15 protein-coding genes and 1 tRNA gene are annotated in these 16,015 nt (G+C 32.9%); 8 read left to right on the plus strand and 8 right to left on the minus strand.

The genetic code is table 11. The annotated features are described in order from the left end of the window. Window positions 1–449: 449 nt before the first annotated feature. Complete coding sequence (locus tag A9G10_RS04045; protein ID WP_065558023.1) at window positions 450–1,001, plus strand: hypothetical protein; 552 nt, start codon at window positions 450–452, stop codon at window positions 999–1,001. 322 nt (window positions 1,002–1,323) lie between these two features. On the opposite strand, the gene A9G10_RS04050 is transcribed toward A9G10_RS04045, so the two are convergent. Both A9G10_RS04050 and A9G10_RS04055 read right to left on the minus strand, forming a co-directional pair. Next, window positions 1,324–2,385 carry a nucleotidyltransferase domain-containing protein gene (locus A9G10_RS04050; RefSeq protein WP_065558022.1) on the minus strand — a complete coding sequence of 354 codons (1,062 nt, stop codon included), beginning with the start codon at window positions 2,383–2,385 and terminating at the stop codon, window positions 1,324–1,326. 15 nt (window positions 2,386–2,400) lie between these two features. Further along, window positions 2,401–3,156, minus strand: coding sequence for a nucleotidyltransferase domain-containing protein (locus tag A9G10_RS04055; protein ID WP_065558021.1), 756 nt, complete (start codon window positions 3,154–3,156; stop codon window positions 2,401–2,403). Window positions 3,157–3,342: 186 nt separating this feature from the next. Between A9G10_RS04055 and A9G10_RS04060 the strand changes: the two genes are divergently transcribed. The 6 genes from A9G10_RS04060 (at window position 3,343) to A9G10_RS04085 (ending at window position 8,220) form a co-directional block, all read left to right on the plus strand. Continuing rightward, entirely contained in the window at window positions 3,343–3,696 is a 354-nt protein-coding gene (locus A9G10_RS04060; RefSeq protein ID WP_065558020.1) for a hypothetical protein, read from the plus strand. After that, on the plus strand, window positions 3,683–4,126 hold the full coding sequence (locus A9G10_RS04065) for a hypothetical protein (RefSeq protein WP_065558019.1): 444 nt from the start codon (window positions 3,683–3,685) through the stop codon (window positions 4,124–4,126). The genes A9G10_RS04060 and A9G10_RS04065 overlap by 14 nt, the downstream gene beginning before the upstream one ends. Window positions 4,127–4,416: 290 nt before the next feature. Continuing rightward, entirely contained in the window at window positions 4,417–5,136 is a 720-nt protein-coding gene (locus A9G10_RS04070) for a JAB domain-containing protein (RefSeq protein WP_065558018.1), read from the plus strand. Window positions 5,137–5,245: 109 nt separating this feature from the next. Then, a complete protein-coding gene (locus A9G10_RS04075; RefSeq protein ID WP_065558017.1) occupies window positions 5,246–6,220 on the plus strand; it encodes an ABC-three component system protein in 975 nt (324 codons plus the stop codon). Beyond that, complete coding sequence (locus tag A9G10_RS04080) at window positions 6,204–6,452, plus strand: ABC-three component system middle component 8 (protein ID WP_065558016.1); 249 nt, start codon at window positions 6,204–6,206, stop codon at window positions 6,450–6,452. The genes A9G10_RS04075 and A9G10_RS04080 overlap by 17 nt, the downstream gene beginning before the upstream one ends. After that, a complete protein-coding gene (locus A9G10_RS04085; protein WP_065558015.1) occupies window positions 6,439–8,220 on the plus strand; it encodes a DUF2326 domain-containing protein in 1,782 nt (593 codons plus the stop codon). Before A9G10_RS04080 ends, A9G10_RS04085 begins: the two co-directional genes overlap by 14 nt. Window positions 8,221–8,368: 148 nt before the next feature. Here the strand turns inward: A9G10_RS04085 and A9G10_RS04090 are convergent, their stop codons facing one another. From A9G10_RS04090 to A9G10_RS04110, 5 genes are all read right to left on the minus strand, one after another. Beyond that, complete coding sequence (locus A9G10_RS04090; RefSeq protein ID WP_065558014.1) at window positions 8,369–9,376, minus strand: hypothetical protein; 1,008 nt, start codon at window positions 9,374–9,376, stop codon at window positions 8,369–8,371. 142 nt (window positions 9,377–9,518) lie between these two features. Then, a complete protein-coding gene (locus A9G10_RS04095; RefSeq protein WP_065558013.1) occupies window positions 9,519–9,977 on the minus strand; it encodes a hypothetical protein in 459 nt (152 codons plus the stop codon). Window positions 9,978–10,021: 44 nt separating this feature from the next. After that, window positions 10,022–11,242: an RtcB family protein gene (locus A9G10_RS04100; protein ID WP_065558012.1), complete on the minus strand. Its 1,221-nt coding sequence runs from the start codon at window positions 11,240–11,242 to the stop codon at window positions 10,022–10,024. A gap of 58 nt (window positions 11,243–11,300) precedes the next feature. Next, the gene (locus A9G10_RS04105; protein WP_442903214.1) at window positions 11,301–12,443 is read right to left on the minus strand and encodes a slipin family protein; all 1,143 of its coding nucleotides are present in this window, start codon (window positions 12,441–12,443) and stop codon (window positions 11,301–11,303) included. Between the two features lie 720 nt (window positions 12,444–13,163). Next, a tRNA-Pro gene (locus A9G10_RS04110) sits at window positions 13,164–13,236 on the minus strand. A gap of 318 nt (window positions 13,237–13,554) precedes the next feature. Between A9G10_RS04110 and rtcR the strand changes: the two genes are divergently transcribed. Next, window positions 13,555–15,168, plus strand: a complete 1,614-nt coding sequence (rtcR, locus tag A9G10_RS04115) for an RNA repair transcriptional activator RtcR (RefSeq protein WP_065558011.1) — start codon at window positions 13,555–13,557, stop codon at window positions 15,166–15,168. Here rtcR and A9G10_RS04120 read toward each other — a convergent pair. Continuing rightward, window positions 15,155–16,012 carry a hypothetical protein gene (locus tag A9G10_RS04120; RefSeq protein WP_065558010.1) on the minus strand — a complete coding sequence of 286 codons (858 nt, stop codon included), beginning with the start codon at window positions 16,010–16,012 and terminating at the stop codon, window positions 15,155–15,157. The genes rtcR and A9G10_RS04120 overlap by 14 nt on opposite strands. Window positions 16,013–16,015 lie beyond the last annotated feature (3 nt).

Here is a 16,015-nt window from a genome sequence, read left to right on the forward strand (position 1 = left end):
AACGCCATAATAAGTTGTTCATCGAAAGTTGTGGATAGTTCATATGGGTCATCAATTCCTTTATGTTAGTTAATCAATAGACATTCTAAATCACGTTAAATAATTGGTAATATGTGTAAATCTAACTTTCCTGTTATAAAAAACGGGTTATCAGAACGTCAACTATACTCACTTGAACAGTAATTAATTAGCATTAGTGATGAATATCAATATTGGGTTATCTTAAGATAAAGTATTATAGAAATTATGATAAATGACCTAATTAGTAAAGCTGTCTAGAAATAGAGTAATAATACATTCGTTTTATACTAAAAAAATATTTTTCAATCATATTCATTGGGATAATTTTGATTTTTAGAATTTGGTATTTAAAAATAATTATTATAAAATAATAAATTATAATTCCATTGAAAATAATAGATTTATCATCGTTAAAAAACATAGTAAAAATGAATACAAAAAGAAAACAAAATAAACCATTAAAAAAATCTTTTATGGATATTATATCAACAGCACTGACTTTTGGTGTTTTATTTTGGTCTCTTTTGTTATTAGTTTTTATTTTTCTAGCTGTTATAAATTTATTTATAGGTGTTGATGAATTATTATTTTCAATTCACGGTGTGTGGTTTTTTCCTGCTACTATTTTAGCATGGCTATGCATGACTCCAACTTTCCATATCACAAAGAAAAGCATTATTATTTTACGAAAAATTAGACCAAAAATTTATATTCCAATTTGCCAAGATCTTGAAGTTAAAATCATTAAGGTCGAATATTTCAAGTATCCACCTAAAGGGATACTATGGAAAAGGATAAGATGGATAGGGAAATGGCATCCTATATATATATTATTTATAACTTTTAAAAATAAAAAAGTAAAACTAAAAAAAAGCGTGATAAGTGGGGTATACACACATGACCAAATTGATTACTTTTTTAGTAATTTAAATTTGTCAGGTGTTCGCTATGAAGTCAAAAATTTACATATTCCTGTTTAGTAAAAATTTAGGGATTTATTTCTATATAACCTTAATGATTTGGATATTTCATTTTTATAATTTGAAACATTTTGGTAATTGATTTCTCTTTCCTCAATTGTATATATTCCATAATTTTTTATAGTGGTATCTATTATTATTTCTGTATCAAAAAAGAGTGAATGATTCAAAATAAACCTCTCGGATTGAATGGCTTGGGTGATAAATATGCTGTTTGAAAGAGTCGTGTTTGTTAAAAATAAACATCTATAATTTTATTGTTTAGAGATTAAGAAGAATTATCGTAATTTACTCGTTAGCTGATTGTTTTTTTTATTACTTACTATCGATTATATAACCACTCCCGCATTTTAACTAACCGAGCAATAATTTCATCTGAATCGGGCATTTCAGGTAAGGTTGTGGTTAGTGTTGCGGTTTCAATGTCATCAAATAATGATTTGGCCATATTCATAATTTCGTCATAGCTTAATTGACCATTTTTAATTGCGAGCAGTTCGTTTCGATTAGTGCGTTTATTGGTAATGGTGCCTTTGGTCATAATTTCATGAGCAACTTGTAATAAGCGAATGGTATGCATCATATTTTTAGCATCAAAATCATTACCATTTTCAATATTACTGCGATAACGCTGTTCATTACGTTTAGCAACCCATTGCCAGTAAGCCTTATAATCACGACAATGCGATGAAAAACCATCACGATTAAAACTTAAGTAAGCAATTACTGGGGTGTCGACTTTTATTGAAGACAAGCACAGCTCGGTCGAATCATCCTGTTGAATAATACCATGATAACCACAATCCCCTGATGCATCATAAAAAAGGGCATATAAATCTCGACTATGTGGAACATTCACCAAACCACATAAGTGTTGATCAAAACGCTTTTCATTTAACCAATTGGTGAGGGGATAAGCATGCTGACCTTGAATAATATAACAAAAATCAAGGACCGTTTTACGCTTCACCTCGACTGGATTATTAATCTTTTTATTCAATCCCTTGGCTTTTTTAATTTGTGACATGGCATAGTGAGCAAAGGTTTGTTTAGTTTGTTGGGATAAAAATAGATCAAGGGTTAACTGCTGCATAATTGGATGCTGATATAAAATACAGTCGGGTGCAGAAGCCAATACTTCTAAAATATTCGGGTTATTTTTAAGTAAAAGCTCTACAAAACGACCTAATTCATAATAGACGATATCATTGGTTTCATTACTAATTTGCGGAATATACTCGAGTCCATAAAATTTATCTTTAGGTAAATAAAACACCCCTTTGATATCTGTATCCGATGTTTCGGTAGCTAATCCGAACGAACGACTACCACTAATCACTTCAAACAAAATGAGATTTTGTGCTTTTAAATCATCAATTGTCATGTCGTGTTCCTTTCCTTATTTTAAGCTCATTAACGTTTGTATAAAAAAGCGATCTAATTTATCTGCCTTAAAATGCTGTTCAGTGATAGACTCAACTTCTGCACTGATATCAATCATGGATTGTTCAATGAACGATAAGATTTCTGGCGCAATAGTTATCGATGCTGATTCCACCATAGTTGCTTTTAATCTAATAATATCATTTATTTGCTGTCTTAAATTATCCGGTAATAGTGTTAATAATGGCATTATTGCCATAGGAGCGATTTGCCGTTTTTCTAAACACCATTTAGCACACAATAAAGGTCTTAACACATAAAACAATTTTTTAACACCAATCTCTTTGCCATCGATAGTTTGCAGCGAGCTTTTAGCAATACCTAAATAGTGATAGATGTTACCACGTGTATTAAAAAAGTCTGCACACAATTGCCATAATTGCTGAGCAATTGATTGATTTTGCTGATAAATAATTGGAGATTGCAACCACTCAAACGGCGTAGTATTGGATTTTCGGATTAACTGTAGGGTCTTTTTCAAATCCCAACCTTGTAAATCCAGTTCGTCGTCTATGGGAAAAGTAAAATGTGATTCAGGATTATCAATGGCTAAATATCTATCTAATGGATGAACATAAATAAAACGTACATCATAATCGCTATTTGGCGAAGGAAACCCCCACGCTCGACTGCCCGATTCGCAGGCATAAAGAATATGGATACGGTATTGTTGTTCTAATTCGGTAAGTTTTTGTTTTATTCGCTGTTCCATTTTTATTATTCCTTAACTTTTGACACAATTTAAGCATTTTACTCATTATCATTGATAACAAATTATTTAGAAATGAAAATTTATGATTAGAACCTTCAAATCTGAAAAAATTAACAAAAAATAAGCTTTAGCATTTTTTTATTAAATTTGTACATTTAATATAAAATCCCTACTAGCTATCAATGCATGATTTTTGATCCTAATGGCGATTACATGCGACAATATCGAGGACAAGCAGAAGCTTTTTATGATGATGGAGACATCCCTTTTTCAATAGAACAATTTATCAAATACCATGCGAAAGATGGTGATTATGTTTCTCAACGTGAAATCACATTAACACGAGAGCAAGCGCTGAATATTGAAAAAAGAATTATTAATGGTAATTATGCGACTTTTATTGGTTTTTATTGTGCGCGTGCCGTTTCATCTGTTTTAGATGAATATGGTCTACAAGAACTTTATTTGTTACCTGCCTCTTTGGAAAAAGCGGTAAAAAAGATTGAAGATAAAAAAGGACAAGCTAGTGAAAATAATTAATTTAGTCATTATCGTTTTATTTAATTTTATCGGTGCCTATCTAAGTTACCAATGGTGTTATTCAATAATTATAAGAAAACATCATCGTTTACCACCAGAATTATATTATTTGATATGTTATGGTTTGTGTTATTTCTGTTTTATTCTGATTTCAATCTTTCTTTTAAATAAAATAAAACGACCGATGGTTTTAGTGATTTTCGGCGTGCTAATTGGTATTATAATTCCCGCAATGCCGCCTATTGTCCAAATGTTAGTAATGGAAGATACTAATAAATTTGCTTTTAATCTAGATTTTATTATGGGGATGTTAGGTATCACATCAATGATAACCCTCAATTTTATAATATATCCGGCAATATTATTATGCTGTCATTATTTTATTGGTGGGATACAAAAAATATCAAGTAAGCTTGCTTTGAAGCAATAATTAATTGTCCGAACTAGTCAAAAAAACGCCCAACTATTTTAAACTGTTGGACTTATTAGATTGGATTGTTGATATTGAATTATCTGCTGTTATTTTAGGCGTTTTATAATAAAAATTAGTAAAATTAGAATCCAAACTAAAATGCTAAATGATTTTTATTGCAGTTTATGATGAACCTATCAGGCAAGCATAAAATAATCATCACAGGTATGACCAAGATTAATTAACTACTGCTAAGTCTAAGAAAAATATGCTATATTATTTTTTAATTGATTTTACAAGGTGATAAAATGGATACAAAACTAACCAAGCATGACAAACGATATATTGAAGGCACAGACGATGTCTACAGCATTATGCAACGTGTGTTATTGCGTGATAACCAAATCGACCAAGAAAAAGAACATCTTTGGATGATTGGCATGAATCAAGCTGGTTATATCCTGTATATCGAACTGATTGCGCTTGGCAGTTATAAATCGGTCGATGTTGAACCGATGAATGTATTTCGTGTTGCGGTAATGAAAAACGCCTCACGCGTGATATTAGTTCATAATCACCCGTCAGGATCGCTGACGCCGTCGGATGCCGATAAAGATATCACTGATCGCCTAATCCAAGTCGGCCGTATTTTGAATATCGACCTAATCGACCACCTAATTATCACCCCTAAATCCTATATCAGCTTCCGCAGTACTAAACTTATGGACGAGTTAGAACAAAGCCTAAAATACGTCCCGACTTATCAAGTGGTTGAACGCATCCGTAAGGAAGAAAAATTGATTGCTAAAGAGAAGTTGGCGGTAGCAAATGACAAAGTTAAAGTGGCTGAAGAAAAGGCGAAAATAGCAAAATTGGCGGAGAAAAAAGAAAGAGAACAAAAAGAACGATTGGTTCAAGCTTTAGCTCGAAAAGAAGTATCGGTTGAACAAATTGCAATCATCATGGAAATTGATACTAAAGAAGTTCAGAAGATTCTTAGAAAGAAAACGGTAAAAGCTCAAAAGTAATAAGTATCAAAAATGCGAACTTGCTCGTAAAATAATAAACTTATTATTGTTATGTATATAAACACAGTTATAATGTTTGGCACTTTTAGTAGTAAGGAATACATATATCATGAAATATGCTTATGAAGATATGAGTGATGAACAATTTGAAAGATTAGTTGTTATTATTTGCCAGCATATAATGGGTATTTCTACACAAGGATTTGCTAAGGGTCCTGATGGTGGGAGAGACGCTAAATTTATTGGTACTGCCGAATTATTTCCCAGTAGAAGTTCACCTTGGGTTGGAACAACAATTATTCAAGCCAAACATACTAATGGCTATAATCGTAATTGCTCTGAATCTGATTTTTATAATAAAGAAAAGAAAACTAACCCCAATACCGTAATTGGTGCTGAACTGCTTCGTATCAAAAAGTTAAAAGATAAAGGTGAGCTGGATAATTATGTCTTGTTTACTAATCGTCGTTTAACTGGTAATGCAGAGAGTGAAATATGTAAAACGATTTCAGACTATATTGAAGTCGATATAGCATCAGTAAAGATCATAGATATTAATCAGATAGAACTTTATCTTAAACGATATCCTGAAATAATGAGAATCGCTGATCTAGATCCTATCGATAGTCCGTTAATTGTTAGTCCTGACGATTTAGCAGAAGTTATCCAGGCATTTGCAAATCAAGCGCGAACTCTTGATAGAAGTTTGACCAATATCAATATTGAGCGAACCACTTACGCTAGAAAAAATCAGCTAAATAATATGACTGAGGCTTATGCTAATGAGCTTAAGCGGCGTTACTTAAAAGACGTTAATGAAATTGAATCTTTTCTATCTTTAGCTGAAAATACTGCACTACGTGAACGTTATGAGCTTGCAGCAGAAGAGTTTTGTTTAAATATTATTGCAAAAAGAAAAGATTATCAGACTTTTGATCACATAATGAATTACTTATCAAAGTTATTAGTTGATAGAGAGCCAATTTTGAGGCAAGCTAAACATAAACGATTAGTGAATGTCATGTTGTTTTTTATGTATTGGAGTTGTGATATAGGTGAGAATGAAGATGCTAAGACCCAATAAACATACTCACCCGGATAAGACCATTATTAACATGTCTTTTTTATTACTTTATTATATTAAGAAAAAGAGACTAGAAAAATATGATGGTTTATTAGAATATGCTAAAAAGTCGGTTGAAGGTGGTCAATTTTTATTTCTACCTGCACTTAATCTTCTTTTTTTATTAGGGTTAGTTGAGTATCATGCAAAAACTGACTCAATCGAATATGTGGGGATAAATGAAACTATCTAAATTATATTCAAATAAACCAGATTTATTTGAAACTATTATTTTTTCATCAGGTTTGAACGTAATTCAAGCTGAAATTCGCTTGCCTGAAAATAAGAAAAAAGATACCCATAATTTAGGTAAATCGACGTTAGGCAAATTACTTGATTTTTGTTTTTTATCTAAAAAAAAATCAGAATTTTTTTTATTTAAGCATAAACAAATATTTAAGCAATTTGTGTTTTTTTTAGAGTTGGAACTAGAAGATGGTTCTTACCTCACTATTCGTCGCTGTGTTACAGATGCAACACGTATCAGTATAAAGAAACACACCGATTCACACCAAGATTTTACGCAATTAGCACATTGGGATCATGAAAATGTGTCATTTGATAAAGCGAAAGAGATTTTAGACAGTATATTAAATTTTTATTTGATTAAACCATGGCAATATCGCAAAATTTTAGGTTATTTATTACGTTCTCAAGATGATTACCGTGATGTTTTTCAATTAAGAAAGTTTGCCTCTAAACATAAAGATTGGAAACCTTTTCTTGCTCATATTCTTGGTTTTAATTCTGATTTAATTGTAAAGCATTATGAACTGGAAGCTAAACTTAAAGATGCACAAGATAGAGAAACGATAGTAAAACAAGAGTTAGGTGGTTCAATTGAAGATATTAGTCGGATTGATGGGCTTTTATTATTAAAACAGCAGGATGTTAATGAGCGACAAAGACTGTTGGATAAGTTCGATTTTCACTCAGTGGATCAAGCAAAAACCAAAAAACTCATTGATGAATTAGATTTGCAAATAGCTACATTGAATAAAAATCGCTACTCATTGGATTTTAATCGAAAAAAGATAGAATTATCTTTACAAAAACAACAAATATTATTTGATCCTGATGAGGCTGAAAGCTTGTACAAAGAAGCCGGTATTCTTTTCCCAGAACAATTAAAAAAAGATTTTAATCAACTTATTCAGTTTAACCGCGCTATTACAGAAGAACGACATACATATTTAAAAGAAGAACTATCATCAATAAAAAAAGAGCTAACAAATATTAATCAAACTTTATTGCAATTAGGTGAAGAAAGAACACAGACTTTATCTTTTTTAGGTGAAACAGATATTTTTAATAAATATAAACAAATATCTAATGATTTAATTACCTTAAAAACTGATATTGCTTTTTTAGAAAGACAAAAAGAATTTATTCACAAATTGCAGGAGCTTAGGACTGAAATTAGATTATTAGATGAGCAATCTCAAAAAGTCAGAATTGATATGGAAAATGATTTAGAGATACAAAATACACAAGAAACAAGTTTATTTTCAGAAATTAGGTTGTATTTTAGTCGCATTGTTGAAGATGTTATTTCAAGAATGGCATTACTTAATGTCAAAATTAATCGAAAAGGCCATTTTGACTTTAGTGCTGATATTTTAGATGAAGCGGGTCGTTCAACAAGTGCTGATGATGGTCATACTTATAAAAAATTACTATGTGTAGCTTTTGATTTAGCTATATTACGTGCTCATCTTAAAGATAACTTTCCTCGTTTTGTTTATCACGATGGAATATTTGAATCGTTAGACGACAGAAAAAAGATAAATCTTCTTAACGTTATAAGACAATATTCTAATTTAGGTATTCAACAAATTATTACTGTAATTGATTCAGATATTCCTCTTGATACCGATATTTTCTTCGATAAAAATGAAATTGCATTGGTATTACATGATGAAGGGATAAAAGGACGATTATTTAAATTACCATCTTGGTAATTAAATTAATAAAAAAATAAAATCATGGATATGTGACTATCATTTAAAAGATAAAACTATTTTTTACACATAGGGGATACTGCCGATAAATTACAATCATAAATACTGAAAATTAATTATTAATATTTCAGTATTTATGATCAATATATTATTTATGAATGTCTACGTTAGTATAATCTGAGCCATTACAAAGATAAGTTGTCATTCGAATATCACTTTTATCTTTTTCAAAATAAAACGCCCGAAATTCTAGTTCATCAACCTTCAAATAACGAGCAGTATCATTAGGCACGTTTTTTATAATCTTATTATTGCATTTAAAATAATTTATTGTATCTGCTTTATATGTTTCAGAAATTAAGGTATTAGTAATATTATTTATATTGAAAATAATTAATAAGCAGGGTAATACAGCGCTTATTAAAACAACAAAGTAAGTTATACTTGGTAATCTATTTGAAAGCTTTTGGTTCTTTGCTAACTCAAACCCAATTATAGCAAAAATCTGTAATAAACTACTTCCGATTAAAATAAAGTTAAGCCAATATAATCCTTTTGTTATAGTTGATAGTTGTTCTGGATAAACAGATATCATATCAGTGACAAATGTTCTCCCTTGATTTTCCCCCATGAAATCAAGCACTATATAGATAAGAGCTAATAAAGCAGCACCTATAATTTTTTCTAACTCATTAAATTCTCTTTTAATTATATAAGTTATCATTATCGTTATAGCTGAAAGAAATTGTAATATAAAAAGAAGAAAACTAATTAACCAGTAACATTTAAACAAGAATGTAAGAAAAGCTAAACAACCAAATATAGCTCCCCAGCCAGATAAAAATAATATTAGATGTAATACTTTTTCGGAGTGTTTTTTTTGTTTTTTTTTGTTGATTTTCTTTTTTGGTAATGTAAATACAATTTTAAGCCAATCCTTTGTAAATTTCTTCTGCTCTTTACTGGTATAAAATTTATAATAAATTGTATACCCCACCCCCAAAACAACATAAGAAATAATAAAATAGAAAGTAACTGCTTCTCTTTTATTCATAGTAAGAATAATTACGCTCACAATGTAAGTTAGAGCTACTACCCAAAATAGAACGGGATATTTTAAAATATAATTCTTTAATTTATATAATGGTTTTTTCATTACCACTCCTTTTTTGTTATCTTTTATCTATATGCAAAACTGAATAATGAAATTATCTTGATAAACACTAAAAATAATTTTTAATGAAAGTGAAAAGCATAGATTTTTTCCATAATAAATTACACATTTCAATCACCAAAAATTAATCATCTAAACAAAAATATATTAAATAATAGTTATTTTGATAAACCAACAGTAAATCACACCATTGTATCGCATACCACATTGGTGGCATTGTTTCAATTTCATATAGATAACATTTATTTAATTCTAGGTGGGACAATATATCGATAAAACCTGAAACTCCCCTCATTCCGTTTTCTCTATGCAAGGTTGGTGAATAGCTTTGCTTAAAAAACCATTTATTAATTTGCTGTATAAATTCATCAACGGTGATCTGTTTTGGTTTTATATGCCATAACTGAGCATCTAAAAATTTTCCGTGCTCATCGGCAATTGATTGAAAATGATGGGCCAATGTATCCGTAAAATGGCCTTTATGATCAAGTAACTTAACTGTATAATCACAATAGTGATTAGGTTCCGCATTTAAACAAGCCATTGCTTTTAGATAACCATTAATATAATCAAGATTCACCATATTTTATATCTCCGTTAACATCGAAGAGCGCTCCTCGATAATTTTTACCCCTTCACACACACCACTTGCCTTAATTGATGCACTATCTCAACCAATTCATTTTGCGCGGTCATCACTGCATCAATATCTTTGTATGCCATTGGGATTTCATCAATCACGTTGGCATCTTTACGACATTCGACATGGGCCGTGGCCTTGATTTGATCCTCAATGGTAAATTGCTTTTTGGCCGCTGTTCGGCTCATCACGCGGCCGGCACCATGCGAACACGAGCAAAAACTTTCTTTATTTCCCAGTCCTCGCACAATATAGCTTTTAGCCCCCATTGAGCCGGGAATAATGCCTAATTCTCCTTTACGTGCGGATACTGCGCCTTTACGTGTGATAAAAATTTCTTCACCAAAATGTTGTTCTTTTTGAACATAGTTATGGTGACAATTTACTGCCGACATATGGGTAGTAAATGGTTTAGTGATAATTTTCCGCATTGCCAAAATCACATTATGCATCATTGCCTCTCGATTTAGCCTTGCAAACTCTTGCGCCCAATGCACAGCCTCGACATAATCGTGAAAGTGCTCTGTACCTTCTTCCAAATAGGCTAAATCTTTATCCGGTAAGTTTTGGATATGCACTTCCATGTCTTTTTTAGCCATTTCAATAAAAAAACTGCCAATGGCATTACCCACGCCACGTGAACCACTGTGCAACATAATCCAAACACGATCGGCCTCATCTAAACAGATTTCGATAAAGTGGTTGCCGGTACCTAATGTGCCTAAATGACGGTAGTTATTGGTTTTTAAAAAGCGCGGGTATTTTTCCGTCAGCTTATTAAAACCTGGCGCTAGCTGTTGCCAGTACTGTTCGACAATAGCAGGGGCGTCATGCCAGCTACCATAATCCCGTCCTCGGTGTTTTGGGGTAATTCCATGCGGCACCGCTTTTTCAATTTCAGTACGTAATGGTAATAAATTATCTGGCAAATCAGCCGCCATCAACGAGGTTTGTACCGCAATCATACCGCAGCCAATATCTACCCCAACTGCGGCAGGAATAATCGCGCCGAATGTTGGAATTACACTGCCAATGGTTGAGCCTTTGCCTACATGCACATCGGGCATCACGGCGATATGTTTAAAAATAAATGGTAGTTTTGCCGTTTTAGTTAGTTGTTCTTTAGCCTCGGGTTCTACCGGTACCCCTTTAGTCCACATTTTGATTGGCTTGGCGTTTTCTGTCTGTAATAGATTATATTGTGTCATTTTTTTATTCCTTACACCGCCCTGCGATTGTACATGGCGGCTTAATATTTTCTTTTTATCACGCACTTTTAGGTTGGATATTTACCAAGCCATGTAACACTTGGTCAAGTCCGCCTACTACCGAGATTTTATCGATACGTTCAGCAATGCGTTCTAAAGTTTCCATCTCTTTTAACCGCAAGGCTACTGGGTTATTTTCCATTACTTTGGCGGTGTTCAATAATGAACGGGTTGCTGATGTTTCCTCGCGGCGACGAATCACATTGGCTTGCGCCACTTTTTCCGCCTCGACCACTTGTGATAGAATCGCTTTCATATCGCCTGGTAAAATAATGTCTTTTACCCCTAGTGAAACAGTTTGTAAACCATAGCCATCTAAACGCATTTTGATATGTTGGGTTACCACTTCATCAATAATATTTTTGTTCTCAAGTAACTCATCCAACGTACGCATACCAATCGCTTCGCGTAATCCAAATTGTAATTCACGATACAATAAATCAACCGGCTGCGCAGTTTTTTCAAACGCGGTTAATACGTCAGTATAGTGCCAGTTAGCCACTAAGTTTACCCGCAAATTGACTTTATCTTTGGTTAAAATCTCTTGTCCTGCCACTTCTAAGGCTTGCAGGCGAGTATCCACCATATCAACCGAGATTTCCCGGTTAAAAAGCCAATAAGCGGTAATGCTAGCTTTTAATAACTGCTCAATTTTACCGTTCACTTTTAATACCCCGACATGATAAGCCGGCACTTGTGCAATTAATACGCTGTTATCACCGAGTACTTCTTTTTGGCGTAACTTTGGTTGTAGTAATTGCTGTACCATTTCATCACTTAAGGTATACCTTTGGTTTAAATCCACTGTCACCATATGCTGTTTATGGCTATTTTGCCAATATAGGCGTTTAGTACCCGGGGATAAAATTTCAACCAATAGATCGTTTTCATAACGCAAACCAGCCTGATTTGCACCGACTTCCATTGCGATACAGTATTGTGATAGTTGTTGTGGTGTACGTTGTTCTATGGCATCAGCGATACGATCATCAATGCGGTTGTCCCTTAAGTTAAATTTACCCAGTACAATCGTATGTTTAAATTGGCAATAACCGACGATCGATTCTGGCGCAATAATCTGTATTAGCTGGTTATCAACAAATAAAGTCCCAATTTGTTCATGAATAAAGTGATGTAGCACTAGTTTTTCGATATTCACAATGGCGTTATTGCTATTTTTAGCTTCAATCAATTCTTGTGCGATATCGGTTGGCAGTGCATAACCGTCTTGTAATGCCACTTTTTTAATCGCATGTGCTTTGTAGCTTTTCCAATATAATGCTTTGTTTGCTGGTAAAATGACTTCTACCAATTTTTGCTCTTCATAACGTAAGGCAATTTCGTTTTCAGCCACATCCACTAAATAACTGTGTTGGTTAATAATATTTGGATAGAAGTTGATTAACTGTTCTGCTATGTTGGCTGCAATTTTTGTCTCAGCTAAATTAATCAATTGATAACTGGAGATATTAAATGGATCAAAAATTCGGTGTACCCCCGCAGTTAATACTTTTTCAATCTCATTGTTTTTGAATAAAATTGCAATTTCATATTTTTTGACTTTAATAGTTTTTATCATTTTACATTTCCTTTTTAGCACAATCAGCAACCGAGTTTGCACAATTGAAACGGGCTAAGTAACGAAATAGTAGGGTGAAGGTTAAAAGCAATAAGAAAAATAGTGCGCCACTTATTGGTATTTAACATTATGCCTATTATCCAGTTTGTTTACCTTGAAAGTCGTGGTGACCTGACAAGTTAACCGGTTTTTTTTGCGGATAAGCTTGTTACGGTGCTTTGTCACTTAGCTTATCTAACGCCGATCACTGACTGTGTTTGTTTTTCTACTTTTGTTTTACGGTTTTTGAAGTGGGATTCGAACCCACTACATATCGATCCCTAGTCGATTGTTCTACCAGATGAACTATTCAAAATTGACTTTTCTACAGTCACCTAATCACACAATAAGGAATACATGTTGATAATCTTCCGTCCTTTTATCCCGTAGATAAACCCGTAAAGGATTCGCGATGTACCTTGCTGTGATAAAAACAGCATTTGCTTGCTTAGGTATATTTAATATTGCGAAAAGCGTGCCAAAAAATAAAAAGTAATAAAAATATTTTTTAACTATTTGATTTATAAACATAAAAAATAAATATCATATAATATATATGATATTCAAATAGATTTTAATGATTATAAGTCTTATAATTTAATCTAGCTATTTATATAATATTATAAATTTAATCATGAAAAAGAATGTGATATTTGGTTTTTTGGGTAATGTGCTGGATAACCGAGGTAGAGGTAAAAAACGCTGGGCGCGTTGGCGGCCAACGATTGATTTGTGCAGACAAGCTGATTTAGCTATTTCTCGTTTGGAACTGCTTTATTTTGCCAATGATGAGCAGCTACTTTGTGATATTGTTAATGATATAAAAATTCTATCCCCTAATACCGAAATTAAACCTATTGTCATTAATATTGCTGATCCATGGGATTTTGAGCAGGTTTATACTTGTTTATTTGATATTGCTAAACGATATTCTTTTGATCCAGATAAAGAAGATTACTATTTGCATATCACAACCGGAACCCATGTAGCGCAAATTTGTTGGTTCTTATTAGCTGAATCACGTTACTACCCAGCTAAGTTATTGCAAACGTCACCACCAGTAAAATCAAATAAAGTTGAAGAAAGAATTTATAATAATGAGGCGGAACTGATTGCCAATAGTCCTAAAGGAAAAGCTAACACCATTGATTTGAATCTTAATCGTTATGATCAAATTCTTAACCGCTTTCAGCAATATGCCAGTGAAGCTACCGAGCTTTTAAAATCGGGAATCCCCACACGCAATCAACTGTTTAACCAGTTAATTGCTGAAATCGAACAAGTGGCCAGCCGTTCTTATGCCCCTATGTTATTATGTGGGCCAACTGGTGCAGGAAAATCATTTTTAGCGAAACAGATCTATTTACTTAAACAAAGTAACCATCAAATCAGTGGTCAATTTGTTGAGATTAACTGCGCCACCTTACGTGGCGATAGTGCTATATCTACCTTATTTGGTCATGTCAAAGGCGCGTTTACGGGGGCAAATCTGGCGCGGACTGGATTGTTAAAAAGTGCCGATGGAGGATTGCTGTTTTTAGATGAGATCGGGGAGCTTGGGTTAGACGAGCAAGCAATGCTATTAAAAGCGATTGAAGAAAAGCAATTTTATCCATTTGGTAGTGATAAACCAATTAAGAGTGATTTTCAGCTGATTGCCGGCACCAATAAAGACCTTAAACAGGCAATCAGTCAAGGTGAGTTTCGCGAAGATCTGTATGCCCGTATTAATCTGTGGACTTATACATTGCCAAGGCTAGCCGAGCGTAAAGAGGATATCGAACCGAATATTGATTATGAACTGGCGCGTTACGCCAAAGAATATGGCTTGATGCCACGTTTTAATCGTGAGTCGCGCAGTGCCTATTTACAGTTTGCAATTTCGAATGAAGCATTATGGAAAGGAAACTTTCGTGAACTCACCGCATCTATTACGCGTATGGCAACGCTGGCACCACAAGGTAATATTACAATTGAGCAAGTCGAACAAGAGATTAAACGTTTAAAACAAAACTGGCAAGGCGATCAGCCAAATAATTCATTAATTCCACAAGAAATAGATGAATTTGATCGCCACCAATTAGAAAAAGTTATCGAGATATGTCAAAAAAGTGCCAGTCTATCAGAAGCTGGTCGAAAGCTTTTTGCTGTTTCGAGAACCAAAAAACAGAAGAGTAATGATGCCGACAGGCTGAAAAAATATTTGGCGAAGTTTGGGCTGAGTTGGGATGAGATTAAACAGGTATAACTGAATGAATAGCATCAGAGAACTTTTTTTCTATATTATGAATTTTGACTTGTTTTAATACGATTTTATTTGGTGTTGAACAATGATGAACTAAATAGCAATATAAAAAAGTTAACAGTTGGGCTCGATTAAAAAGTTGTTGGAATGAATAAGAAAGCGGCGTATCAAGATATTTGATATGAATGGATAAGGTTTTATCGATTAAATGGTTAGTAATATTTTTCAGTGGTTCACTATTTTTCTGTAATTGAGGTAGTCCGAAATTCGTGGTTAAATGATAGAGAGTTGAATAATCTGATATACGACTAAGTTGATTGCAAAAAGTTCTAAACTGTTTTATTAAATAAGCATCTAAATAACATTCTTTAATTTTGAGATGAAAATGTTTTGAATTATCGATAGGTTGTATAATTCCCGCCACCTCATATACTGCGATGGTCGCATAAATATACAAACCGACTAATGTATCTTGCCCTTGTGATGATAATTCATCAAAGTTAAGGTTAGCTTTTTCGAGATCTTCCGAAATTATTTCTTTGTACAAATTTAATTGCGCTAAGAAATTTGCTTCTTCACCTGTGTTGCTATCATTAAGCACTAAATAAATTCCACAAATATAAGTTTGGTAGTAATTAAATTTAGTTGTATTAAAAACAAAATGTAACACAGACTGTTTATATCGTTTTACTATTTTAGCTAATGATTTACTAACATATTTATCGATTAATTTATTCGAGCATTGCCAAGGTGAATATAATAACCCTTTAAACAATGCGTTGATTTCAGGGTTACTATTTTGCTTATTGGTGATTATTTCTAGCAAATCAATTTGTTCTTGACGCATTGA

Origin of the sequence: Gilliamella sp. wkB308, from assembly GCF_001690185.1 — a bacterium.
Lineage (GTDB): Bacteria > Pseudomonadota > Gammaproteobacteria > Enterobacterales > Orbaceae > Gilliamella > Gilliamella apicola_I.

What these genes read in the sequence shown, in the direction of transcription:
- A9G10_RS04055 (WP_065558021.1), bottom strand. Translation starts at nt 3,156, where the DNA reads ATGGAACAGCGAATAAAACAAAAACTTACCGAATTAGAACAACAATAC.
- A9G10_RS04060 (WP_065558020.1), top strand. Translation starts at nt 3,343, where the DNA reads ATGATTTTTGATCCTAATGGCGATTACATGCGACAATATCGAGGACAA.
- A9G10_RS04085 (WP_065558015.1), top strand. Translation starts at nt 6,439, where the DNA reads ATGAAACTATCTAAATTATATTCAAATAAACCAGATTTATTTGAAACT.
- A9G10_RS04045 (WP_065558023.1), top strand. Translation starts at nt 450, where the DNA reads ATGAATACAAAAAGAAAACAAAATAAACCATTAAAAAAATCTTTTATG.
- A9G10_RS04070 (WP_065558018.1), top strand. Translation starts at nt 4,417, where the DNA reads ATGGATACAAAACTAACCAAGCATGACAAACGATATATTGAAGGCACA.
- A9G10_RS04120 (WP_065558010.1), bottom strand. Translation starts at nt 16,012, where the DNA reads ATGCGTCAAGAACAAATTGATTTGCTAGAAATAATCACCAATAAGCAA.
- A9G10_RS04095 (WP_065558013.1), bottom strand. Translation starts at nt 9,977, where the DNA reads ATGGTGAATCTTGATTATATTAATGGTTATCTAAAAGCAATGGCTTGT.
- A9G10_RS04050 (WP_065558022.1), bottom strand. Translation starts at nt 2,385, where the DNA reads ATGACAATTGATGATTTAAAAGCACAAAATCTCATTTTGTTTGAAGTG.
- rtcR (WP_065558011.1), top strand. Translation starts at nt 13,555, where the DNA reads ATGAAAAAGAATGTGATATTTGGTTTTTTGGGTAATGTGCTGGATAAC.
- A9G10_RS04080 (WP_065558016.1), top strand. Translation starts at nt 6,204, where the DNA reads ATGCTAAGACCCAATAAACATACTCACCCGGATAAGACCATTATTAAC.
- A9G10_RS04090 (WP_065558014.1), bottom strand. Translation starts at nt 9,376, where the DNA reads ATGAAAAAACCATTATATAAATTAAAGAATTATATTTTAAAATATCCC.
- A9G10_RS04100 (WP_065558012.1), bottom strand. Translation starts at nt 11,242, where the DNA reads ATGACACAATATAATCTATTACAGACAGAAAACGCCAAGCCAATCAAA.
- A9G10_RS04075 (WP_065558017.1), top strand. Translation starts at nt 5,246, where the DNA reads ATGAAATATGCTTATGAAGATATGAGTGATGAACAATTTGAAAGATTA.